The sequence below is a fragment of the Cytobacillus sp. genome (assembly GCF_032154635.1).
In the GTDB taxonomy this organism is placed as follows: Bacteria; Bacillota; Bacilli; order Bacillales; family Cytobacillaceae; genus Cytobacillus.
In genome coordinates, this window is record NZ_JALDXW010000001.1 from 263,902 (window position 1) to 285,801 (window position 21,900).

Sequence of the window (21,900 nt, forward strand, 5' to 3'; positions counted from 1 at the left end):
CTCCCAAAATTTAAAACAAATATTCTGATATTTTTTGAAGATTAAAACGTATTCCTCATACCTATTGTAAGACTGAATGGTCAACATTTCAATAGAAAAAGTATTGAGAATGCTTATCATAACAAGTTTGAGCGATTTCTACTAAATGTGTGATTTAATAAGACTCAAAATTTTTATTCATGATAAAATAAATGGGGATAGAAAGTTCTCAGGATGTAAAAAAACGAATTTTTGAAGAAAAATAGAATGATTTCTAACGATAGATATGTTAGTTGCAGTAAATCTAAGGCTGTGTGATATAATGAAAAAGTTTTATTTGTCAATGATTGTTTTATTCTGTTTACATAAAATTAATGGGGAGCGGACCATATATTCCATTCTTCATCTTTTGAATGGAAAAAAATCATCGCAAACCATTCAGGATGCTCATTTTTTTAGGTTAACTCCATTTTTCAGTATATACCCATCACTAAAAAGAGTAGAATTAGAATGGATCATTGACTTTTTGAAGAAGCAAGGATTCCTTTCACAAAATGGAGAGCAGAGTTACAATGTGACGTCTTTGGGGTTAGATCAGCTTACAGTGTACTTTAAACAAGATCCCATTCCCATGCATTTGAATGGCTGGAGATATCATAACCTAACAGAACTTTTTTGGGAACGGCTTTCATTAGCTGTTCAGGTAATCTCGCAGCTGAAAAATCGAAATACTAAATATTTGCCGATTCAAAAGAACAAGGAAATTCATCAATGGCTAAAAGAATACTTATACAAAAGTAAGCTTAGCAAGGATGAACTAGCAGAGAAGTTATATAATGAACTTGTGACATGCCTAGAAACATTAGACGAACTTGATCCGTCTATACTTGTGAAGAGATTAACAGGCTTTTCTTTGATTGGACTGACAAAGACCCAGGCAGCTGATCAATTTGGCATGGACGAAGAAGCTTATCATTTACATTTTCTCAGTATCATTCATTATATGCTCGAAAAAGTCGGAACGAAACCAAGTGATTTTCCGCTTCTAAGCCTTATGATTGAGGATAAAAAAAGAAATGCGCCTCTTACTGAATCAAGTAATCGAACGTTTAATCTATTGCAGACAGGTTATAGTATTGATGAAATTGCACAAATAAGGAAACTGAAAAAAAATACTATTGAGGATCATCTCGTTGAAATTGCATTAAATATTCCTTTTTTTGATATCTCACCCTTTGTAGATATAAACAAGCAAGAAAATATAAAAACGGCTATCCATTCAGTATCATCAAAACAGCTTAAACATATTCGTGAACTTGTTCCAGATGCAGACTATTTTGAAATCCGTTTAGTTTTAGCTAGAGGTGGTGAACAGAAATGAAGCTGGAAGAGGAATTGAAAAAGCATTTTAATTACACTACTTTCAGGTCGGGGCAAAAAGAAGTGATCTCCTCTATTTTGGAGGGGAATCATACGATCGCTATGCTTCCTACTGGAACAGGAAAATCATTATGCTACCAGCTGTCAGGCTATTTGTTAAATGGACAGATTATCATTATTTCACCACTGCTATCTTTAATGCAGGATCAGACTGAACAATTAATGATGAACGGGGAAAAGAGAGTAATCGCTCTAAATTCTTTTTTATCGCAACAAGAGAGAAATCAAGCTTTATTACGATTGGATATGTATAAATTTATCTTTCTTTCTCCAGAAATGCTGAAATCTGAATTTATTTTGAATAAGCTGAAGGAGCTTCAAATTGCACTGTTTGTCATTGACGAAGCCCATTGCATATCCCAGTGGGGGTATGATTTTAGACCCGATTATTTAAAGCTTGGAAATTTCAGAAAGAAATTAGGGGATCCGTTAACCCTTGCCTTAACTGCTACGGCAACACCTGAGGTTAAGGAAGAATTAATAGCTTCCCTGAATGTAACAAAGTGGAATGAATTTATTTATTCAGTAGACAGGCCAAATATTGCATTAGCTGTTGAAATGATTGAATCCTATCAAGATAAATCTCAGCGCTTAGTGGAGCTGGTTCAAAATCTTGAAGGGCCAGGAATTGTTTATTTTTCCAGTAAAAAATTGGCAGAAAAGATGGCTATTCATTTAAAACGACACGGGATTGAACGGGTGATGGCTTATCATGGAGGGATGGAACAGGAAAATAGGGTTCTTATTCAACAGCAATTTCTTCACGGCCAGCTAGATGTCATCTGTGCTACAAGTGCATTCGGAATGGGGATTAATAAGGAAAATATTCGCTATGTGATTCATTTTCATATGCCGCTCCAACTCGAATCCTATTTACAGGAAATTGGGAGAGCAGGCAGAGATGGAATGAAAAGTATTGCTCTTCTTCTGTATTCGCCCGGTGATGAGCAGCTGCCATATCAGCTTGCAGAAGGTGAATTGCCCAGTGAGGAACAGCTTGATCTTGTCTATCATACTTTTGAAGAAAAGCATGATTTAATACATGATATAGCTGCACTTGAAAATGAATTAAGAAATTTTTCTGGCCTAACAGAGACTCAGTGGAGGCTAGTGGCAGATTATTTATTTGGGAACACTGAAGAGCCCCTACAGCAAAGATATAACCAATTAAAAGTGTTTATAAACGAGCGTTTGCAGGTAAAGCGGAGAAAGATTAGCGAAATGCTTACATGGGCTTCAGCACAATTAAATGGATGCAGAAGAAAAAATATCTTGAAGTATTTTAAAGAAGACAAGACAATAGAGGTAGATGATTGCTGCGATCAATGTGGAATTAATTTATCTGTATTTTATAAGAAAACAAAAAATCATAAAACTGCCGAGAGCAGTTTTGATTGGAAAAATCAGTTGGCAAAAATACTTTTAGTAAGTGAGCGGGGCAGATGAAGAACAGTTATACTGATATGATTAAAGAAATTTCTACTAAACAGCTATTATTCCATCTCTATTTAACCCAAATCATCCTATTAACGATTTCTATCATTTTAGGTATTATTTTATTTGACAGTTTTTCGGAGTTTCTTAATCTGTTTAAATGGAACGATTATCGTATTTTGGTTATTGGCGGAGTTGCTGGATTAGCAGTGGTCATACTTGACCTCGTATTAATGAAGATCCTGCCATCATCCTATTATGATGATGGCGGATTAAATGAGAGAATTTTCCGTAACCGAAATATCTTCCACATCGCATTCATTGCAGCAGTAGTTGCCTTCTGCGAGGAAGTATTATTTCGTGGCATGATCCAAACACATGCCGGATTAGTTGTTTCTAGTATTATTTTTGCTATCGTTCATTATCGTTATTTATTTAATTGGTTTTTATTTTTAAATATTATTATTTTAAGCTTTTTTATCGGTTATCTTTTTTTACTAACGGGGAATTTATTGGTAACCATCTTTATGCATTTTATTATTGATTTTTTGCTTGGCATACTTATAAAGAACCGTAATAACGAACAGGAAGGGATGTTCAATGAATAGAGAAGATCCTTACAGAGATCAGGCTGAACGGCTTAGGAAGAAAATTGAGAAAAATATAGATAGCAATGAGAACGAAACAGTTAAAGAAAAATTACCGCCGAGAAGCAGGCATCATCAGCAGAAAAAAAAGAAAAATAAATGGAAGATAAAGTATCCTGTAATTAGTTTACTTGCACTATTTTTTATCCTGCTGCCAATCGCGATTTTAAGTATTTATCATTCGTTGAATGGTGATAGCCCGGGAAATGCTGATAAGGCAAGCACAACGAATTCAGGGTTTGAAACGGTTGGATATGAAAATAAAACAAACAGCAAAGAAAACGAAACAGAAGAGAAGCAAGATGCCGGGAATGCAATAGACGACCCAGCTAAAAATAGTAATCAAGCAGATTCTAATTCATCTATTCCAACTCCAAGGGACCCAGTGAATGGTGACAAAAATGATAAAGGTGTAATGGAAACCTCAAAAAAATCAGAAAGTCAAACAAATCAAGAACAGCAAGAAGAACAAAATGAACAAAAACAACAACAACAAGAACAAGAAGAGCAAAAAGAGGATGAAGCCGTTATTTATCATACCGTTAAATCAAATGAAAATCTGTTCCGCATTGCCCTGAAATATTACAAGTCACAAGATGGCGTAGAAATGATTAGAAAAGCAAATAATTTAAAGGGCGATGAAATCCGAGTAGGTCAAGTTTTAAAAATTCCGAAGAAGTAATTTCAACTCCCCCTTGTCATATATGATCGTACAAGCTCATATATTTAGAGTAGAGAGACTGTGTATTCATAATGAGCTTTATAAGGAGGGGGAAAATGGAACCATCGATTAAAATGCTTGATGAAAGAACAGATCAGGCAACAAGAAGGATGCTTCAAAAGGTAGTTGAAAGGAAAAGAAAGTTTGATAATTATAAGCGCCGGCATTTGTATGTCATGTGGGCAACTGTATTTATTACCTTCTTCTACTTGATGTATATTAATCAGACAGTGATCGAACCCTTTTCCTACTCCTTTGCTGCCATGTTCTCTGCTTATGTGAATTATCCAGCTAATCTATATTTAATCGTTTTCACAGTCGGAATGTATGGATTAATGAATTTACTAAGGGCAAAAAGAGAGAAAGCAGAAAAAGAATATCATGCATTAAGATGTGAAATCATTGATAAAAGCAAGGATCTTTGGAAGAAAGAAGAGGAATGGAAGAATAGGCATCTTGTTTATGAAATGATGAAGGTCAATTACGATATCAATTTATATCATGAAAATAAATAAACAAAGAAAAGAAGCATATAGATTGCTTCTTTTCCTTATCAATTAAAAAATTTTCTTTTTACCTCGTTCATCTTTCAGGATTTCTACGGCCTCTCTAAAGCGCTGGGAATGGATAATCTCTCGTTCTCGTAAAAAGCGTAGGCCATCATTTAAATCTGGGTCATCACTCATATTAATAATCCATTGATAAGTAGCCCTTGCCTTTTCTTCCGCAGCGATATCCTCATAAAGGTCCGCAATGGGATCTCCTTTCGCTTGAATATACGTGGCGGTCCATGGCACACCTGCAGCATTATGATAAAAGAGTGCCTTATCGTGGTCAGCATAATGAGCGCCAAGTCCTGCTGCCTTTAATTGTTCGGGAGTCGCATCCTTTGTTAGTTTATAAACCATGGTTGCTATCATTTCTAAATGGGCAAACTCTTCGGTCCCAATATCTGTAAGAAGACCAATCACTTTATCTGGGATCGTATAGCGCTGATTTAAGTACCTTAATGCTGCTGCTAACTCTCCATCCGCCCCACCGTATTGTTCAATTAAAAATTTTGCAAGCATCGGGTTACAAGTACTAACTCGAACAGGGTACTGTAATTTCTTTTCATAGACCCACATAGAACCCCTCCTTATATAAAACGATTAGTATCCAGCAGCAGCGCCTAGGGGCGAAACACTGAACATACAAAAGGAAACATCTAAGAATCATTTTTTATAATTTTTCCGATAATGCTCTCGCTTTTAAACTTGCCATGGCCAAGGGGCATCGTCCCAATTCCACGGTGTGCCTGAATAGCTATGACCGAAGTGCATAAGCGGCCCATACTTGCTTTCATATGCCTTCCGTAACTTTTTCCGCTCACTGACATAATGGTTAAATTGTTTTATTGCCTCTTCATCTCCATTGTGGGTGTCGAGGTATAAATTAAGTTCAACTAAAACGAAATCAACTGCCTGAAGCTGCTCTAAAAGCTGATAGTATTCTGCTGGAAGCTGTTTTTGCTTCATGAATGTCCCTCCTTTACCTTCTCATATGGACTGAAGTAAGGGTCATAGAATGGCTTCCATAATGTTCCTGCTCTCAAAGCTTCCATGGGAGTGAACTGAGGAAGATTCGGAGGCTGAAACCCCATGTAAAGATTGGGAGGAGTGGAATAGGTTTTTACTTTAATGGGTGGACAAGGATCGAAAGGACTTATATATGGGTAGTAAGCTTTATTAGGTGTAAACATGTAATCCCTCCTTTGTAAGTGCGTCATTCAATCTTATGAATAAAATTTTGCTTTCATGTTTACTTTTAAGAAGGGTTTTACAGTTTCGTGTGGAATAATAAATTTGAAGCTGTAAATAATACTTTGAGGTGATAAATATGTTTGTGAAAAGCGTCATGATTCCTAAATTTAAGAGCTATACAATTGATCACGACAAGACAATTAAGGAGGCCCTGGAGAAATTAGAAGAACATCATATTGATGGGTTGCCAGTTCTAGATGGGGATTCCTATGTTGGAATTGTTACACGATATGGAATTTATGAAAATTTCTTTACAGCTGAACAAACAAAGGAAGATTATTTACAGAATACACAAGTGAAGGAAATTGTTACCCATAAAGAGCATTATTTAAGTGGGGATGAAATATTTGAAAATACTCTTCTTGATTTAAAAGATTTCCCTTTACTAGCAGTGTTAGATGACAATCAAAAGTTTTTAGGAGTCGTGACACGTTATGATGTTCTTGCACAATTTCAATCTGCTTTTGGAATGAATAAACCTGGTATTCGAATTGCCTTTACTTCTTCCGAAACAGAGGGAAGATTGGCACGATTAGCAGATATTGCTCAGCAATTCCATGAACAAATTATTTCACTCGTTACTTTTGATGAAACAGATCGATTAATCCGAAGAATCGTTATGAAAATTGAAAAGAAGAACAATGTAGACAAATTTATTGAAAAACTTGAAGGTTCAGGCTTTCGGGTCCTTGATGTAAAGGAAAGCTAGCGTAAATGAGGAATAAAGAGCAGCCCCTCTCACACATTTAGAATGGGAGGGGATTTTTTTATTATAGATTTGTAGTATTATTTCTTAAGATTAAAAAAGCAAGAAATAGCCTTCAGGAGGAACTATGGAATATTTTTTTACAATAGCATTTATTATTTTAATTGGATTGATTATTTATATGGTAAAGGAGGCCTTTTCTAATCGCGTTATTTATAACGAGATTACATTTTCTGATTTTCCCGAAACCTTTGGCAAAGTGAAGCTGTTTTTTATTTCGGATATACATAAAAGAGTCATTTCTGATCGTATTATTCAAGAAGTTCAGCGCTCGAAAGCGGATATTGTAATAATTGGCGGTGATTTAGTAGAGAAGGGCGTTCCTTTTGAAAGAGTAAAAGATAATCTTCTCAAATTGAAAACGCTGGGGGATGTTCTTTTTGTATGGGGAAATAATGATTATGAGGTAGATTATCGATATTTGGATGCGTTATTGCTCGATTGTGGAGTGAAAATTCTCGATAATACAGCTGCGTTTTTTGAATCAGAAGAAGGGGAACGACTGATTTTTATGGGAATAGATGATATAAGTTTAAAACGAGATCGATTGGACCTGGCATTGGCAGATGCAGATATAGGTGAAGGCTTTAAAATCTTAGTTAGCCATAATCCGCGAATAGTTAGCAGCATTAAAAGTGAACATCAAATTCGTCTTGTTCTAAGTGGACATACACACGGGGGGCAAATTCATATTTTTGGATACAGCCCTTATGAAAAAGGAAAGCTAAAAAGAATGAAACAGACGATACTGTTAATTAGTAATGGCTATGGAACAACAGCTCTCCCGCTAAGATTAGGTGCTAAAGCTGAAACACATCTTATTACGCTGAAAAAAGGATAAAAAAATATAAGCGCCATATAGGAATATCTGTGGACGACTCACAAACATTTATTGCTCTCATACACTAAACAAAAGAGTTGGTTCACGGCAGGGGGCATTCGCATGCGCTTAGAACGGTTGAATTATAATAAAATCAAGATTTTTCTAACGCTAGATGATTTATCAGAAAGAGGTTTAACGAAAGAAGATATATGGAAGGATTCTATGAAATGGCACCAGCTATTTCATGAGATGCTTGAGGAAGCAAGTGAGGAGTTTGGTGTGGAATTTCAAGGGTCTGTGGCAGTTGAGATTTTTTCCATGCAAGCCCAAGGAATGATTATGATCGTCACGATGGAAGAGCAGGAGGATAGCTTTGAAGATAGCTTTATCGAAATGCAGGTAATATTAGAGGGCAAGGATATTCTTTTTGAATTTGAGGAATTTGAATACGTGATCCAGTTATCGAAACGACTAAGCTCAATCAATATGATGTTCGGCTCACTCTATACTCTTCACGACAAATATTATTTTCATCTCGGAATAAATGACCCCAATGAATTAAATAGGCTGATTGCGATCCTTGCAGAATATGGAAATCCGTCACTCGTAAGCATTCATACATTGCAGGAATATGGAAAAGAAATTATTAAGGATCATGCCGTAGAAACAATCATTAAGTATTTTCATTGATACAGTTAAAGGAGGGGAACACCCTCCTCTTTACACATAATTTATAACATTTTTTATATGGACAACTGTCTGGCTACAGCGTTTATTGCCGTACAAACTTCGGGTCTCCTCCATATGCGTAAGTCAAAATCGGTTCGCACGCTTGACGTGTTTCCATTATTGCTGTCGTTGTCCCTTCCAGTTTGTATAGCAATGATCATGGCGCTTTCCTTTTCTGCTTGAGAGCGTTTACATAAAAATATCGAAAAATGCGAAAAAAACCTTTTTTCATCTTGCATAAATTAAACAAAGGTGTATACTATGTCATGAAAGCGGACAACAAATGAAAGAGATTTCTAGGAGGTTTACTGATGGTAGCCAACAATGGTACTGAAACGAATAAAGAAGACAAACTTGACGTGTTAAAGTCAACTCAAACTGTCATTCACAAGGCATTGGAGAAGCTAGGATATTCAGATGAAGTGTATGAGTTATTAAAAGAACCACTTCGAATGATGACAGTGAAAATTCCAGTCCGAATGGATGATGGAACTGTGAAAGTCTTTACTGGCTACCGGGCCCAGCATAATGATGCAGTTGGTCCAACTAAAGGTGGTATTCGTTTCCATCCAGGTGTGACAGAGAAAGAAGTGAAAGCACTTTCTATTTGGATGAGTTTAAAATGTGGTATTGTAGATCTTCCATATGGTGGAGGAAAAGGCGGAATAATATGTGATCCAAGAAACATGTCCTTCCGTGAATTAGAAGCGTTAAGCCGTGGATATGTTCGTGCGATAAGTCAAATCGTTGGCCCAACGAAGGATATTCCAGCACCAGATGTATTTACAAACTCACAAATTATGGCATGGATGATGGATGAATATAGCAGAATGGATGAGTTTAACTCACCAGGGTTTATTACAGGGAAACCATTAGTTCTTGGTGGATCTCATGGCCGTGAATCTGCAACAGCAAAAGGGGTAACAATCTGCATTAACGAAGCAGCTAAAAGAAGAGGAATTGAATTAAAAGGTGCAAGAGTAGTTGTACAAGGATTTGGGAATGCAGGAAGCTTCTTGTCTAAATTCTTACATGATGCTGGCGCAAAAGTGATTGGTATTTCAGATGCATATGGTGCATTACATGATCCAAACGGTCTGGATATCGATTATTTACTTGACCGTCGCGATAGCTTCGGAACAGTAACGAATTTATTTAATGATACGATTACTAATAAAGAGCTCTTGGAATTAGATTGTGATATTTTGGTTCCAGCAGCAATTGAAAATCAAATTACAGATGAAAATGCTCATAACATAAAAGCAAAGATTGTTGTTGAGGCTGCAAATGGCCCAACCACATTAGAGGCAACACAAATTTTGACGGAGCGAGGCATCTTGTTAGTTCCAGATGTATTAGCTTCTGCTGGTGGAGTAACTGTTTCCTATTTTGAATGGGTTCAAAATAATCAGGGTTACTATTGGTCTGAAGAGGAAGTTGAAGAAAAATTAGAAAAGATTTTAGTGAAATCTTTTGAAAATATTTATGAAACAGCTGAATCCCGCAGAGTTGATATGCGATTAGCTGCCTATATGGTCGGTGTAAGAAAAATGGCAGAAGCATCAAGATTCCGCGGTTGGGTATAAAGAATATTTGAATATTAATGAAAAATCCCCTATTCTAATTGATAGGGGATTTTTTTAAGACTCTTATTTAAAAAGTGTTGTTTTCATAACATGTGTTTGCACTGGAGGATAACAATTAAAGGAGTAAAAAAATGAACAGAGAAGATGCGATTATCATTGGGGGAGGTCCCTGTGGGTTAGCAGCAGCTATTGCGCTGCAGGAGATTGGACTAAATCCTTTAATTATAGAAAAAGGCAATATAGTTAATGCAATCTACAATTACCCAACACATCAAACTTTTTTTAGCACAAGTGAAAAATTAGAAATTGGGAGCGTCCCTTTTATAACTGTTGAATACAAGCCGCGCAGAAATGAGGCTTTAACTTATTATCGAGAAGTTGTGAAAAGAAAAAATATTAAGGTAAAAGCTTATGAAAAGGCTACTAAGATCGTAAAGCAGGGACCAAATGAGTTTTTAATAAAGACAAATAAAAATCAATATATAGCAAGTCATGTGATTATTGCAACAGGCTATTATGACAATCCTAACTTCATGAATATTCCTGGTGAAGATCTGCCTAAGGTGTTCCACTATTTTAAGGAAGCTCACCCTTATTTTAATAAGGATGTTGTTGTTGTAGGAGGTAAGAATTCCAGTGTAGATGCTGCGTTGGAGCTTGTTAAGGCGGGTGCAAGGGTTACAGTCATTTATCGGGGAATGAGTTATTCTCCAAGTATTAAACCTTGGATATTGCCTGAGTTTGATTCACTTGTTCGAAATGGGACGATACAAATGGAGTTTTTATCACATGTGAAAGAAATTCTCGATGATAAAGTCATTTATACGAAAGAAGAGCAAGTTTTCGAGATTAAAAATGATTTTGTATTTGCAATGACTGGCTATCACCCGGATCATCGTTTTTTAGAAGCGATGGGTGTTCAGATTGATCGTGAATCTGGAAGGCCGTTTTATAATAGTGAAACGATGGAAACAAATATCGAGGGTATTTATATAGCTGGTGTTATAGCAGCAGGAAACAACGCCAATGAGATCTTTATTGAAAATGGCCGTTTCCATGGAGAGCTTATTGCACAAGCGATTAAAAATAAGAAATAAGCTAAAGTGAAAAGAAATCGGCTGAATGACCGATTTCTTTTCACTTTAGCTGTTAGACTTGGAATATTTTTTCGATGTCCTTTATGTTTTTGGAACTCTCAAGACCAATTAGAAGTTTTAGTCTAGCTTTTTGTCCATTTAAACCATTAGAAAAAATAACCCCTAAATCTTTCAATTGTTTTCCGCCGCCTTCATATCCATAAACATCCTGAGCAATCCCGTTAAAACAGCGGGAAACAATAACGATTGGAATGTTTTTTTCAATCAATCCTTTAATACCATCAATAGTAGCAGGAGGTAAATTTCCCTGTCCAAGTGCTTCTATAACTACTCCGTGGTATTCCAATTCTCTTATCGCAAATAAAAGAGTAGAATCCATTCCAGCATGAGCTTTAATTAATGCAACCCTCTTGGAAATTCCTGAAATTTGATAATATTCATTAACGGTTGGAAGATGGTGGAAGAACACCCCTCTCTTCGTGACAATTCCAATAGGGCCATATTGAGGGCTTTGGAACGTGGAAACATTACTAGTATGAGTTTTTGTTACATTTTCTGCTGTATGAATTTCATCATTTAAAACAACAAGAACTCCTTTATTCATTGCATCTTCACAAGATGCAACTCGAATGGATGAGATTAAATTGTATAATCCATCTGCGCCAATTTCATTGCTGGAGCGCATAGCGCCTGTTACAACGATTGGCATGGCAGTTTCAATCGTTAAGTGAAGAAAATAGGCTGTTTCCTCTAACGTATCTGTCCCATGGGTAATCACTACACCCGAAATTTCATTCAAAGCAATATATTTATCAATTATTTTTTTTAGTTCGTACATTTCCATAGGTGTAATATGCGGGGAAGGAAGATGAAATGGTTCTTCGATAACAATGTCAGCAATAGATAATAATTCATTTGTTTTTTGTGTGAGCGGATTATTTTCAGTCGGTTTAACAGCACCTGTTGAGGCATCTTCACTCATGGAAATCGTTCCGCCTGTATGGATAACTAGTATCTTTTTCTTCTGCATCTTACATTCCTCCGAAGTTGAATTTAAGTAACTGATAGCTCAGTCTCTTAGTACCTTAGAAACTTTTTGCATTTCCAGTTCCAAATTATGAAAAATCATTTTCAATCCTTATATATCATGTTACGATTAAAGAAAACAAAATTGAAATGAGGGCAGCTCATGCTTGGAATATTATCTGCGGGGATTGCCCCAGGATTAGCATTATTAAGCTACTTTTATTTAAAAGATCAATATAGTTCTGAGCCCATTTCAATGGTGTTCAAAACCTTTTTTTTCGGCGCGCTACTTGTTTTTCCAATCGCGTTTATTCAGTACGTGCTTGAAACTGAAAACTTGATTCATTCAAGCTTTATTAATGCTTTTCTCTCTGCCAGTATGCTAGAAGAATTTTTTAAATGGTTTATTCTATTTTATGCTGTGTACCAGCATGTAGAGTTTGATGAACCGTATGATGGGATTGTATATGGTGCTTCTGTTTCTTTAGGATTCGCTACTCTAGAAAATGTTTTTTACCTTATTGCCCACGGGGTGGATTATGCTCTTGGCAGAGCATTATTACCAGTATCTAGCCATGCCTTATTTGGTGTCATCATGGGTTATTATATCGGAAAAGGGAAATTTTCATCAACCAATAAATTTAAATGGATATTTTTATCCTTATTTTTTCCATTTGTTCTTCACGGGACGTATGATTTTATTTTAATAACGCAAAAAAACTGGATATTCATTATGTTTCCATTTATGATTTTCCTTTGGTGGCTAGGCTTAAGGAAAGTAAAAATGGCAAGAGCACTAAATGCAAAACATTTAGAAAATCAGCTGTACTACTAATGAACTCTTCATTTTAAAAAATGAAGAGTTTTTTTATTACACAATTATCACAAGTATAATTGCATAAAAAGTCAGTTATTACAAAATATAGAGGTAATGAGATAAAGATTTCCTTTGGAGGTTACAATTCCATGAAAAAGAATTTGTTAATAACAAAAGTAATTCTAATCATTTCTCTCTGCATGCTGTTTGTGCCGATCAGCGGAAATGATAGGAAGGTAACAGCCTTTACAGATCAAGTCATTCAACAAGGTGCTGTAGGGGATGATGTGATTGAACTTCAATCAAGGCTGCAATATCTTGGGTTTTATAACGGGAAGATTGATGGGGTATTCGGATGGGGAACGTATTGGGCATTACGGAATTTCCAATATGAATTCGGGTTAGATATTGATGGAATGGCAGGGGAAAAAACGAAGAAGAAACTCGTAAATGCATCAAAGTATAATAAGGAATTTGTGAAAGAACAAATAAATAAAGGAAATAAATTTACTCATTATGGAGGAGTGGATTTAGAAAAGCAGAAAAAGCCTGCTGGACAAACTGCTGAGAAACCCAAGGCACCAGCAAATAATAACGGCGGTGGGCAAAATACGCAGCAGAAACCAACAGGAACGAACATGCCTAATGGGTTTTCACAAAATGATATCCAATTAATGGCTAATGCCGTTTATGGGGAAGCGAGAGGGGAACCGTATACAGGTCAGGTAGCGGTTGCTGCAGTTATATTGAATCGTGTCGATAGCGCATCCTTTCCTAATACAGTTTCGGGTGTTATTTTTGAGCCGCGTGCCTTTACAGCTGTAGCGGATGGGCAAATATGGCTAACACCGAATGAAACAGCTAAGAAAGCAGTTCTCGATGCGATTAATGGATGGGATCCTACGGGGAATGCACTTTATTATTTTAATCCTGATACAGCTACAAGCGGCTGGATCTGGTCCCGTCCACAAATAAAACAGATCGGTAAACATATTTTTTGTAAATAGAGAGGTGATGAAATTTGCTAAGAGGAATATTGATTGGTGTACTTACTCTAGGTGTGGCAGGGACGGCTTTTTGGGGTTATCAGGAGCATCGTGAAAAGAATGCCATTCTGATCAATGCGGAAAATAATTATCAGAGAGCCTTTCATGATTTAACGTATCAAATAGATGTACTGCATGACAAAATTGGGACTACATTGGCAATGAATTCAAGAAATTCCTTATCACCAGCATTGGCGGATGTTTGGAAACTCACATCAGAAGCCCATTCCAATGTTGGACAGCTGCCATTAACATTAATGCCATTTAATAAGACGGAGGAATTTCTTGCAAGCATTGGAGATTTCAGCTATAGGACTGCTGTAAGAGATTTAGATAAAGAGCCGCTGTCCGAGAAGGAATACCAATCCTTAAAGAAATTGTATGCACAGGCTGGAGATATTCAACAGGATTTACGGCAAGTACAGCATATGGTGTTAAAAAACAACCTTCGCTGGATGGACGTAGAAATGGCGCTAGCAACCGACTCTCAGCCGGCAGATAACACAATAATTGACGGGTTCAAAACAGTTGAAAAAACAGTTGAAGGCTATGGAGACACAGATTTTGGTCCTGCATTTGTAAATATGAAAAAAGAGGATGAGAACTTTAAATTTATTGAAGGAAAAGAAATTACGAAAAAAGAAGCTGAAAATATAGCAAAAAAACATGCTGCCTTCGGAAACAATGTGAATATACAGGTAACTGAAAATGGAAATGGTTCAAAATACGGCTTCTTTAGTGTAACCGTTCAAGACAAAAAATCGAAGAATGAAGCAAGCATGGATATTACCAAAAAAGGTGGGTATCCAATCTGGTTTATTCTTGCAAGAGATGTGAAAAAACAGGTAATCAGCTTGAATGATGCTAGCAAAAAAGCAATACAATTTTTGAAGGATAACGGATTTGAAAGCTTAGATTTATTTGAAAGTGCACAATATGATAATGTGGGCGTCTTTACATTTGTAACAAACGAAAATGATATTAGAATATATCCAGATTCAATAAAGGTAAAAATAGCTTTGGACAATGGAAAATTACTTGGATTTTCAGCAGAGGATTATTTAAGAGCCCATCATGTACGTGATATCCCTAAACCGATTATAACTAGGGAGGATGCCCGTTCAAAAATCAATCCCCAAGTAAAAGTCATGGAAGAAGGCATGGCAATTATTATTAATGATCTGAATCAAGAAGTTCTTTGCTATGAGTTCCTTGGCACATTAGGGGATGATACGTATCGAATCTTTATTAATGCAGACAATGGAAATGAAGAGCGAATAGAGAAGCTTAAAAATGCAGAACAAATATTTGAGGATGTTGTCTAAAGGAAAAGCCGGCTGGCTTTTCCTTTTAATATGCATGACAAAACCGTCTATCCATGTCATAATTAAGTAACTAGATGATCCTTTTGAATAAGAAAGTGTGGTCTGCATGATTAATATTGGTGATGCATTATTATTAGAACCTAGTCATTCTGAAAAAGTTGAAAAATATAAATGTAAGATTGTTGAAAAGTCAGAGGGCAATATATATATTGATTATCCAATCAATATGGATACAAATAAAACAGTATTTTTAATGGATGGAACGCAATTAAAGGGGACTTTTGTTTCTGAAGATGGTTCTGTATATTTATTTGAAACAGAAGTGCTTAGAAGAGTAAAACAGAAGATTCCTATGATTGTTTTATCGTATCCTGGTGACGAACACTTAGTTAGAATTCAGCGGAGACAATTTGTTAGAGTGGAAACAGCTGTTGATGTAGCCATGCATCCTATACATATGGAATTTCCTCCAATGATCTCTATAACAGAGGATATAAGTGCCGGTGGCGCAGCGATTATCTGTCAAAATACATCTGTGATCGAACCAGATATGATGATAAATAACTGGTTTGTTTTGCCAATGCAAAATGGCGAAATTCATTATTTGAAAATGAAGAGTAAAATTATTAGGGTGCTTGAGAGAAAGGATTCGAAGCCTGTCGTTTCTGTCCAATTTGTAGATACTTCGCCTAGTGACCGCCAAATGCTCCTTCGATTTTGTTTTGATAGGCAGCTCGCATATAAGAAAAAAGGATTAGAATAATAAATTTAGGAATAATTTATTCATTATCATCTCATACTATTCGTAAAGTACAAAAGCGGAGCGATGGATGATGAAGACATTTGAAAGAATCCTAGTGAAAATTGCCATTATTCAATGTTTGTTTCTTATTTTAACCCAAATATTTTTTCACAAATTAAATGCTTTTCCTGAATTAAATCAAATCAGCCAGTATGAAGGTGTGACAGATAATAATTTTGTGGAATTGCTTGAAACATTTAAAGGAAAATAAATAAGCAGGCAAATTGTCTGCTTATTTTTTGTTGAACATAAATCGCCGACTAGACATTAAACATGGACGATAGGAATAACTAATACAGTGGAAACGGACATCTATATTCCAAATTGTGAGTTGAAGCTCATGATTGTTTTTTATTTTTAAGTAAAGCTTAAAAAAGCTCATTTTGCATTATCATATGTTAAAATATAATCAAAAATAGAGCAATAAAGGTATTTTAGGAGGCACTATGACGAATAAAATTTCAATTGCAATTGATGGACCAGCTGCGGCAGGGAAAAGTACAGTTGCAAAAATTGTAGCAGAAAAACTATCTTATATTTATATTGATACAGGAGCTATGTACAGGGCATTAACGTATAAAGCAATCTTAAACAATAGTAACTTAGAAGATGAACACAAACTGATGAAAATATTAGATGAAACGATTATTGAGCTGCTGCCTGGAAAGCATGGTCAGTTCATTTATTTAGATGGGAATGATGTAAGCAATGAAATCAGAACATCTGAGGTAACGAATTCAGTATCTATCGTTGCAAAACATAAACTAGTTCGGGAAGAAATGGTTAAAAGACAACAAAGCTTTGCGGTGAATGGCGGGGTTGTTATGGATGGAAGAGATATCGGTACACATGTGCTGCCTAATGCGGAAGTGAAAATATTTCTTTTAGCTTCTGTGGAGGAACGTGCGATTCGAAGACATTATGAAAATATTCAAAAAGGGTTTTCGTCTGATCTGGAGAAATTAAAGGAAGAGATCTCTTTAAGAGATAAATTGGATTCAGAACGTGAAGTTGCCCCATTAAAAAAATCAAAAGACGCTGTTGAAATTGATACCACTGCCTTATCAATTGAACAGGTTGTAGAAAAAATAATGAACCTGGCTAATGAAAGGATCGGATGAATCGTGACGTTTTACTCTTTTGCAAAATCGGTTGTATACGGAATATTAAAACCTATCTATCGATTTGAAGTTATTGGGAGGGAGCACTTTCCAAAAGAAGGCGGTGTACTGCTCTGTTCAAACCATATACATAATTTTGATCCTCCGGTTGTTGGTATTAATGCCCCAAGACCGGTTCATTTCATGGCAAAGGAAGAACTATTTAGCGTCCCTGTCTTAGGAAAGCTCGTCCCACATTTAAATGCATTTCCGGTAAAAAGGGGAATGAGTGATCGAGAAGCTTTGAGAAAAGGGCTTGCTGTTTTGAAGGATGGCCATGTTCTAGGATTATTTCCTGAGGGGACACGAAGCAAAACCGGTGAATTAAAAAAAGGGCTAGCCGGTGCGGGTTTCTTTGCTCTACGAACAGATGCAGCCATTGTTCCTTGCGCAATCATTGGTCCTTATAAAGCTTTTAAAAAATTAAAGGTCGTTTATGGAAAGCCGATTGACATGGAAAATCTGCGTGAAAGAAAAGCTTCTGCCGAAGAGACTACAGAACTAATTATGGGGGAAATTAGCAAGCTTATTGAAGAACATCGCTAGACCTTCTTGCTTGACAAAAGAAGTCGTTTGTAAGAAGTTAATTAAAAGGCATTTTTTTAAAATAGAATAGGTGTATGTATCGTTTGGTTGCTAATGAACTTTAGCATCGAATGAAGCACTTTTCGCATTTTAAATTAGGAGGAATACATATGTCAGAAGAGATGAATCAAGTCGATGTGAGAAATTTTGAAGTTGGCGATAAGGTTTCTGGCCTTGTTACGAAAGTGGAAGAAAAGCAAGTCATTGTAGATATTAGTGACAGCAAGCTAGATGGAATTATTCCAATTAGTGAACTATCGAGCCTTCATGTTGAAAAAGCGAGTGATGTAGTTGAAGTTGGTGATCAGCTGGACTTAGAAGTGTTAAAGGTGGAAGAAGAAGCATTAATATTATCTAAGCGTAAAGTAGACGCGGAAAAATCTTGGCAGGAGCTTGAAGAGAGATTTAACAAAGGTGAGATTTTTGAAGCGGAAATTAAAGATGTTGTCAAAGGTGGTCTAGTTGTTGATTTAGGTGTGCGTGGATTTGTCCCTGCATCACTTGTTGAAGCATTTTTTGTTGAAGATTTTTCCGACTATAAAGGGAAAACAATGACATTTAAGATTGTTGAGTTAGAAAAGGATAAGAACCGTTTAATTCTATCTCATCGTGCAGTTGTAGAAGAGGAAAAAGGAAAGCAAAAGCATCAAATACTAGACTCGTTGCAAGCTGGTCAAATTATTGAAGGAACTGTTCAAAGAATTACTGATTTTGGTGCGTTTGTTGACATAGGCGGTATTGATGGACTTGTCCATATTTCACAGCTTTCATATGAACATGTTGACAAACCATCGGAAGTAGTTGAAGAAGGACAAAAGGTTCAAGTGAAAGTATTAAGTGTTGATCGTGACAATGAGCGAATTTCTTTATCTATAAAAGAAACATTGCCTGGACCTTGGAGCAATATTGCAGAGAAAGCGCCAAAAGGAAGTACACTTAACGGTGTTGTAAAAAGATTAGTTTCTTACGGTGCTTTTGTTGAACTATTCCCTGGAGTAGAAGGTCTCGTTCATATCTCACAAATTTCGCATAAGCATATTGGAACTCCGCATGAGGTATTAAAAGAGGGTCAGGAAGTTCAAGTGAAGGTTCTTGATGTGAATGAACAGGATCAGCGGTTATCCTTAAGTATTAAAGAACTCCAGGAGAGAGAACAAGAAGAAGTAATTGACTATGAGCTTCCAGAAGAATCAAAGGGATTCCAGCTCGGTGAAATGATTGGGGATCAATTAAAGAATTTAAAAAAATAATGGTGATAAATGGTGTCTAGATCAAAAAGAAAATGGGATCATATACGTCTTGCTCTAGCAACAGGGCAGGAAAGAAAAGCCGGCTTTGAGGATATTACATTTATTCATCAAAGCTTGCCGAATATATCTTTAGAGCAGGTAAAGCTGGACACGAGAATTGGCGAACTTTCCGTAAGTTCGCCAATTTTTATCAATGCGATGACTGGTGGCGGTGGAGACCGTACGAAAGAAATCAATCGCGACCTTGCTATGGCTGCTAAAGAATTGGAGATGGCGATTTCTGTCGGATCACAAATGTCTGCACTGAAGGATCCAACAGAAGTGGAATCCTATCAGGTGATTCGACAGGCATACCCCAATGGAATCATAATTGGAAATTTAGGAAGTGAAGCAACGATTGACCAGGCAAAAACAGCGGTTGAAATGATTGAAGCGAATGCGCTGCAAATTCATTTAAATGTTGTCCAAGAATTGACGATGCCTGAAGGAGATCGGAATTTTTGCTCTGCTCTTAAACGGATTGAGGATATTGTAAAAAGCTTAAGTGTTCCAATTATTGTTAAAGAAGTTGGTTTCGGTATGAATAAAGAAACAGTGACAAAGCTTCTATCAATTGGTGTTTCTGCGGTTGATGTAGGAGGATTTGGCGGTACGAATTTTGCGAAGATTGAAAACAATAGACGGGAAAGTGCTTTTTCCTTCTTTAATGATTGGGGAATTCCAACCACAGTATCCATTGCTGAAGCAAAAGCTGCAGGTAGAGGGGTATCGGTAATAGGCTCTGGTGGGGTGCAGAATAGTTTGGATATAGCAAAGGCAATTGCGCTTGGAGCGGATGCCGTGGGTGTAGCAGGATATTTCTTGAAAATCCTTATGAAAGAGAGGGTCGAAGCTTTAGTCAAGGAACTTCATCTCATTCATGGAGAAATTGCGATGATGATGACCGCACTTGGTGCTAGAAATATACTAGAGCTGCAACAAGTCCCGATAATTATTTCTGGTAATACTCATCACTGGTTAAGTGAAAGAAGCATTGATACGAAGCAGTACAGTCAAAGGTAATACACAAAAAAGTTCTCGCATTTGCGAGAACTTTTTATGTTAAAGCTTATTGTTATTTAAATCTCTGGCCTCTTCAGGGCTTTGCATTTTCGTAGCTCCTGGATAATGGAGAGCTTGGTCACGGTCTGATTCCACTCTTTTACTTTGCTTTAATTTTCTCTCCTGACGATCCTTACCCATTAAACACACCTCCCTCTCTTTAACATGGAACGGGCATAAGGAATTTAATCGTAAATTAATTATTTTCTTTCGATACAGATTAAAGTACATAACAGACAGCCATAATGGGAATAGTAGGAGGTGAGTGTTTTGGAAGGATTAACCTTTTATTGGGCATCATGGTTCTTTTGGATAGTTGCAACCTTTTTTATGAAAAAAACCCATCAGTTTAGGTTCTGGCTATCATTGTATCTTTTACTTTTAATCATTGCCTCTCCATATACGGTTACGCTTTTCGAATTTGATCTATCAATCGCAGGTCTATTTCTTTGCTGCCCATTATTTTATATTGCTTCACGTTTAGAGTGGCAAAAGCTGACCTACTTATTAATTTGTTCTTTTATTATTATGCTGGCATATGTTTGTTTCCATTTATTTGAGCTATTTGACCCTGTTTGGCTTCTTTTTCCCCGTAATTGGATGCTTGCTGCCATACTGCTCATCATGTCCCTTATTTTACATGGAAATAAACGGTCTCGGATGTTTATAATTGTGCTTGGGTCAATCCAAGGTGAGTTTTTGTATGCACTTATAATAAGTAAATATTCATTTCCATATGTAATTGCTTCATTGTCGTTTTTAGATGTCATTTCGCTTTCATCCATTCTCCTTGCTATTTGGAATGGGATTGAATGGTTAGCTTCATTCTATGAAAGACATATTAATCAATTGGAAAGGGAGAAACAAAGACTAACATGAATGAATATACATTACCGATTATATTCGGAATTGCGATCGGCACATTAACACGAATATATATGCTAAGGACTGATTATCGTCAATATCCAACCTATCTCCATGGGAAAATAATTCATACTGCACTTGGTTTTATAGCTGCTGGTCTTGGTTCAGTTGCCATTCCATCAATCCTTAATGAGGAATTTACAGCAATTACGTTTCTGACCTTAGCTGCCTCACAATTTCGAGAAGTAAGAAACATGGAAAGAAATACTTTGACCGAGCTAGACAGCTATGAAATGGTACCGAGAGGAAAAACTTATATTGAAGGTATAGCCATTGCTTTTGAGAGCAGAAATTATTTAGTGATCTTTACTTCACTTGTTAGCGTTCTTGGCTATTTGCTATTCAATATTTGGGTAGGGGTCATCTTTGCAGTGCTCGCATTAATCATCTCGAAGGTTCTTATGTCAGGCGGCAAAATAGGGGATATAGTAGATGTTGAATATGTCAAACCTCACTTTGATGGTGCAGGTTTATATGTTGATAATATTTATATAATGAATATCGGACTTCCACAAAGACAAGAGGAAGTTTTAAGGTATGGAATGGGTTTTATTCTTAAACCAAAGAATTTTAATGCGCGATCAACGATAGCGAATTTAGGACAGAGACAGGCAATCCTCCATGATGTTTCGACTGCTTTAGGGGTTTATCGCGATTCAGGTACACCCGCACTTGTGCCGCTTGCCAAAAGAGATTTAAATGACGGGAGAGTTGGTGTGTTTGTCCTGCCACAGGAAAAAAATATCGATAGAGCTTTAAAGATCATAGGGGCAGTGCCGACCCTTGAAAATGCAATTCGTATGCCAACAGAGAGAAATGCTTCAAAAGAAAGGGGTTAAA

The 21,900-nt window shown here is 36.5% G+C and carries 26 protein-coding genes; 21 read left to right on the forward strand and 5 right to left on the reverse strand.

Annotated features, from left to right (window positions below; all coding sequences use genetic code 11):
• Positions 1 to 301 precede the first annotated feature (301 nt).
• The 5 genes from RUH74_RS01415 to RUH74_RS01435 all read left to right on the forward strand — a co-directional run bounded on the left by RUH74_RS01415 (position 302) and on the right by RUH74_RS01435 (position 4,736).
• Positions 302 to 1,360: a YpbB family protein gene (locus RUH74_RS01415; RefSeq protein ID WP_313798452.1), complete on the forward strand. Its 1,059-nt coding sequence runs from the start codon at positions 302 to 304 to the stop codon at positions 1,358 to 1,360.
• The gene (locus tag RUH74_RS01420) at positions 1,357 to 2,865 is read left to right on the forward strand and encodes a RecQ family ATP-dependent DNA helicase (protein WP_313798453.1); all 1,509 of its coding nucleotides are present in this window, start codon (positions 1,357 to 1,359) and stop codon (positions 2,863 to 2,865) included. Before RUH74_RS01415 ends, RUH74_RS01420 begins: the two co-directional genes overlap by 4 nt.
• Positions 2,862 to 3,461, forward strand: a complete 600-nt coding sequence (locus RUH74_RS01425) for a CPBP family intramembrane glutamic endopeptidase (RefSeq protein WP_313798454.1) — start codon at positions 2,862 to 2,864, stop codon at positions 3,459 to 3,461. The genes RUH74_RS01420 and RUH74_RS01425 overlap by 4 nt, the downstream gene beginning before the upstream one ends.
• Complete coding sequence (locus tag RUH74_RS01430; RefSeq protein WP_313798455.1) at positions 3,454 to 4,182, forward strand: LysM peptidoglycan-binding domain-containing protein; 729 nt, start codon at positions 3,454 to 3,456, stop codon at positions 4,180 to 4,182. The genes RUH74_RS01425 and RUH74_RS01430 overlap by 8 nt, the downstream gene beginning before the upstream one ends.
• Before the next feature lie 95 nt (positions 4,183 to 4,277).
• The gene (locus RUH74_RS01435) at positions 4,278 to 4,736 is read left to right on the forward strand and encodes a YpbF family protein (RefSeq protein ID WP_313798456.1); all 459 of its coding nucleotides are present in this window, start codon (positions 4,278 to 4,280) and stop codon (positions 4,734 to 4,736) included.
• A gap of 42 nt (positions 4,737 to 4,778) precedes the next feature.
• On the opposite strand, the gene RUH74_RS01440 is transcribed toward RUH74_RS01435, so the two are convergent.
• The 3 genes from RUH74_RS01440 to RUH74_RS01450 all read right to left on the reverse strand — a co-directional run bounded on the left by RUH74_RS01440 (position 4,779) and on the right by RUH74_RS01450 (position 5,962).
• Entirely contained in the window at positions 4,779 to 5,348 is a 570-nt protein-coding gene (locus RUH74_RS01440) for a manganese catalase family protein (protein ID WP_313798457.1), read from the reverse strand.
• A 123-nt stretch (positions 5,349 to 5,471) separates the two neighbouring features.
• On the reverse strand, positions 5,472 to 5,738 hold the full coding sequence (locus RUH74_RS01445) for a spore coat protein CotJB (protein ID WP_313798458.1): 267 nt from the start codon (positions 5,736 to 5,738) through the stop codon (positions 5,472 to 5,474).
• On the reverse strand, positions 5,735 to 5,962 hold the full coding sequence (locus RUH74_RS01450) for a spore coat associated protein CotJA (RefSeq protein ID WP_313798459.1): 228 nt from the start codon (positions 5,960 to 5,962) through the stop codon (positions 5,735 to 5,737). The genes RUH74_RS01445 and RUH74_RS01450 overlap by 4 nt, the downstream gene beginning before the upstream one ends.
• A gap of 137 nt (positions 5,963 to 6,099) precedes the next feature.
• On the opposite strand from RUH74_RS01450, the gene RUH74_RS01455 reads away from it, so the two are divergent.
• The 5 genes from RUH74_RS01455 to RUH74_RS01475 all read left to right on the forward strand — a co-directional run bounded on the left by RUH74_RS01455 (position 6,100) and on the right by RUH74_RS01475 (position 11,024).
• A complete protein-coding gene (locus RUH74_RS01455) occupies positions 6,100 to 6,732 on the forward strand; it encodes a CBS domain-containing protein (RefSeq protein WP_313798460.1) in 633 nt (210 codons plus the stop codon).
• A gap of 124 nt (positions 6,733 to 6,856) precedes the next feature.
• On the forward strand, positions 6,857 to 7,630 hold the full coding sequence (locus RUH74_RS01460; protein ID WP_313798461.1) for a metallophosphoesterase: 774 nt from the start codon (positions 6,857 to 6,859) through the stop codon (positions 7,628 to 7,630).
• Between the two features lie 102 nt (positions 7,631 to 7,732).
• Positions 7,733 to 8,302, forward strand: a complete 570-nt coding sequence (locus tag RUH74_RS01465) for a genetic competence negative regulator (protein WP_313798462.1) — start codon at positions 7,733 to 7,735, stop codon at positions 8,300 to 8,302.
• A 350-nt stretch (positions 8,303 to 8,652) separates the two neighbouring features.
• Complete coding sequence (locus RUH74_RS01470; protein ID WP_313798463.1) at positions 8,653 to 9,927, forward strand: Glu/Leu/Phe/Val family dehydrogenase; 1,275 nt, start codon at positions 8,653 to 8,655, stop codon at positions 9,925 to 9,927.
• Positions 9,928 to 10,058: 131 nt separating this feature from the next.
• On the forward strand, positions 10,059 to 11,024 hold the full coding sequence (locus tag RUH74_RS01475) for a YpdA family putative bacillithiol disulfide reductase (RefSeq protein ID WP_313798464.1): 966 nt from the start codon (positions 10,059 to 10,061) through the stop codon (positions 11,022 to 11,024).
• Positions 11,025 to 11,076: 52 nt separating this feature from the next.
• Here RUH74_RS01475 and RUH74_RS01480 read toward each other — a convergent pair whose 3' ends face one another.
• Positions 11,077 to 12,054 (reverse strand): asparaginase, encoded by a 978-nt coding sequence (locus tag RUH74_RS01480; protein WP_313798465.1) that lies wholly within the window; start codon positions 12,052 to 12,054, stop codon positions 11,077 to 11,079.
• A 159-nt stretch (positions 12,055 to 12,213) separates the two neighbouring features.
• Here RUH74_RS01480 and prsW point away from each other — a divergent pair, with 159 nt between their 5' ends.
• From prsW to fni, 9 genes are all read left to right on the forward strand, one after another.
• On the forward strand, positions 12,214 to 12,885 hold the full coding sequence (gene prsW / locus RUH74_RS01485) for a glutamic-type intramembrane protease PrsW (RefSeq protein ID WP_313798466.1): 672 nt from the start codon (positions 12,214 to 12,216) through the stop codon (positions 12,883 to 12,885).
• A gap of 131 nt (positions 12,886 to 13,016) precedes the next feature.
• A complete protein-coding gene (gene sleB / locus RUH74_RS01490) occupies positions 13,017 to 13,874 on the forward strand; it encodes a spore cortex-lytic enzyme (RefSeq protein ID WP_313798467.1) in 858 nt (285 codons plus the stop codon).
• 14 nt (positions 13,875 to 13,888) lie between these two features.
• Entirely contained in the window at positions 13,889 to 15,238 is a 1,350-nt protein-coding gene (ypeB, locus tag RUH74_RS01495; protein ID WP_313798468.1) for a germination protein YpeB, read from the forward strand.
• A gap of 106 nt (positions 15,239 to 15,344) precedes the next feature.
• Complete coding sequence (locus RUH74_RS01500; protein ID WP_313798469.1) at positions 15,345 to 16,001, forward strand: flagellar brake protein; 657 nt, start codon at positions 15,345 to 15,347, stop codon at positions 15,999 to 16,001.
• Positions 16,002 to 16,068: 67 nt separating this feature from the next.
• Entirely contained in the window at positions 16,069 to 16,251 is a 183-nt protein-coding gene (locus RUH74_RS01505) for a YpfB family protein (protein WP_313798470.1), read from the forward strand.
• Between the two features lie 235 nt (positions 16,252 to 16,486).
• Complete coding sequence (gene cmk, locus RUH74_RS01510) at positions 16,487 to 17,161, forward strand: (d)CMP kinase (RefSeq protein WP_313798471.1); 675 nt, start codon at positions 16,487 to 16,489, stop codon at positions 17,159 to 17,161.
• A 3-nt stretch (positions 17,162 to 17,164) separates the two neighbouring features.
• The gene (locus tag RUH74_RS01515; protein ID WP_313798472.1) at positions 17,165 to 17,746 is read left to right on the forward strand and encodes a lysophospholipid acyltransferase family protein; all 582 of its coding nucleotides are present in this window, start codon (positions 17,165 to 17,167) and stop codon (positions 17,744 to 17,746) included.
• Positions 17,747 to 17,895: 149 nt separating this feature from the next.
• Positions 17,896 to 19,035: a 30S ribosomal protein S1 gene (gene rpsA / locus RUH74_RS01520; RefSeq protein ID WP_313798473.1), complete on the forward strand. Its 1,140-nt coding sequence runs from the start codon at positions 17,896 to 17,898 to the stop codon at positions 19,033 to 19,035.
• Between the two features lie 12 nt (positions 19,036 to 19,047).
• Positions 19,048 to 20,097 (forward strand): type 2 isopentenyl-diphosphate Delta-isomerase, encoded by a 1,050-nt coding sequence (gene fni, locus RUH74_RS01525; protein WP_396229734.1) that lies wholly within the window; start codon positions 19,048 to 19,050, stop codon positions 20,095 to 20,097.
• Positions 20,098 to 20,136: 39 nt separating this feature from the next.
• On the opposite strand, the gene RUH74_RS01530 is transcribed toward fni, so the two are convergent.
• Positions 20,137 to 20,277: a YpzI family protein gene (locus tag RUH74_RS01530; protein WP_102274737.1), complete on the reverse strand. Its 141-nt coding sequence runs from the start codon at positions 20,275 to 20,277 to the stop codon at positions 20,137 to 20,139.
• Positions 20,278 to 20,406: 129 nt separating this feature from the next.
• Here RUH74_RS01530 and RUH74_RS01535 point away from each other — a divergent pair, with 129 nt between their 5' ends.
• Positions 20,407 to 21,015, forward strand: a complete 609-nt coding sequence (locus RUH74_RS01535; protein WP_313798475.1) for a YphA family membrane protein — start codon at positions 20,407 to 20,409, stop codon at positions 21,013 to 21,015.
• Positions 21,012 to 21,899, forward strand: a complete 888-nt coding sequence (locus RUH74_RS01540) for a YIEGIA family protein (RefSeq protein WP_313798476.1) — start codon at positions 21,012 to 21,014, stop codon at positions 21,897 to 21,899. Before RUH74_RS01535 ends, RUH74_RS01540 begins: the two co-directional genes overlap by 4 nt.
• Position 21,900: the final 1 nt, after the last annotated feature.

Excerpts from the sequence above, each read along its gene's own strand:
- sleB (WP_313798467.1), top strand. The coding sequence starts at position 13,017 with ATGAAAAAGAATTTGTTAATAACAAAAGTAATTCTAATCATTTCTCTC.
- RUH74_RS01455 (WP_313798460.1), top strand. The coding sequence starts at position 6,100 with ATGTTTGTGAAAAGCGTCATGATTCCTAAATTTAAGAGCTATACAATT.
- RUH74_RS01445 (WP_313798458.1), bottom strand. The coding sequence starts at position 5,738 with ATGAAGCAAAAACAGCTTCCAGCAGAATACTATCAGCTTTTAGAGCAG.
- RUH74_RS01500 (WP_313798469.1), top strand. The coding sequence starts at position 15,345 with ATGATTAATATTGGTGATGCATTATTATTAGAACCTAGTCATTCTGAA.
- prsW (WP_313798466.1), top strand. The coding sequence starts at position 12,214 with ATGCTTGGAATATTATCTGCGGGGATTGCCCCAGGATTAGCATTATTA.
- RUH74_RS01505 (WP_313798470.1), top strand. The coding sequence starts at position 16,069 with ATGATGAAGACATTTGAAAGAATCCTAGTGAAAATTGCCATTATTCAA.
- RUH74_RS01440 (WP_313798457.1), bottom strand. The coding sequence starts at position 5,348 with ATGTGGGTCTATGAAAAGAAATTACAGTACCCTGTTCGAGTTAGTACT.
- RUH74_RS01425 (WP_313798454.1), top strand. The coding sequence starts at position 2,862 with ATGAAGAACAGTTATACTGATATGATTAAAGAAATTTCTACTAAACAG.
- RUH74_RS01415 (WP_313798452.1), top strand. The coding sequence starts at position 302 with ATGAAAAAGTTTTATTTGTCAATGATTGTTTTATTCTGTTTACATAAA.
- RUH74_RS01430 (WP_313798455.1), top strand. The coding sequence starts at position 3,454 with ATGAATAGAGAAGATCCTTACAGAGATCAGGCTGAACGGCTTAGGAAG.
- rpsA (WP_313798473.1), top strand. The coding sequence starts at position 17,896 with ATGTCAGAAGAGATGAATCAAGTCGATGTGAGAAATTTTGAAGTTGGC.
- RUH74_RS01470 (WP_313798463.1), top strand. The coding sequence starts at position 8,653 with ATGGTAGCCAACAATGGTACTGAAACGAATAAAGAAGACAAACTTGAC.
- cmk (WP_313798471.1), top strand. The coding sequence starts at position 16,487 with ATGACGAATAAAATTTCAATTGCAATTGATGGACCAGCTGCGGCAGGG.
- RUH74_RS01450 (WP_313798459.1), bottom strand. The coding sequence starts at position 5,962 with ATGTTTACACCTAATAAAGCTTACTACCCATATATAAGTCCTTTCGAT.
- RUH74_RS01480 (WP_313798465.1), bottom strand. The coding sequence starts at position 12,054 with ATGCAGAAGAAAAAGATACTAGTTATCCATACAGGCGGAACGATTTCC.
- RUH74_RS01465 (WP_313798462.1), top strand. The coding sequence starts at position 7,733 with ATGCGCTTAGAACGGTTGAATTATAATAAAATCAAGATTTTTCTAACG.
- RUH74_RS01460 (WP_313798461.1), top strand. The coding sequence starts at position 6,857 with ATGGAATATTTTTTTACAATAGCATTTATTATTTTAATTGGATTGATT.
- RUH74_RS01420 (WP_313798453.1), top strand. The coding sequence starts at position 1,357 with ATGAAGCTGGAAGAGGAATTGAAAAAGCATTTTAATTACACTACTTTC.
- RUH74_RS01540 (WP_313798476.1), top strand. The coding sequence starts at position 21,012 with ATGAATGAATATACATTACCGATTATATTCGGAATTGCGATCGGCACA.
- RUH74_RS01475 (WP_313798464.1), top strand. The coding sequence starts at position 10,059 with ATGAACAGAGAAGATGCGATTATCATTGGGGGAGGTCCCTGTGGGTTA.
- RUH74_RS01435 (WP_313798456.1), top strand. The coding sequence starts at position 4,278 with ATGGAACCATCGATTAAAATGCTTGATGAAAGAACAGATCAGGCAACA.
- RUH74_RS01530 (WP_102274737.1), bottom strand. The coding sequence starts at position 20,277 with ATGGGTAAGGATCGTCAGGAGAGAAAATTAAAGCAAAGTAAAAGAGTG.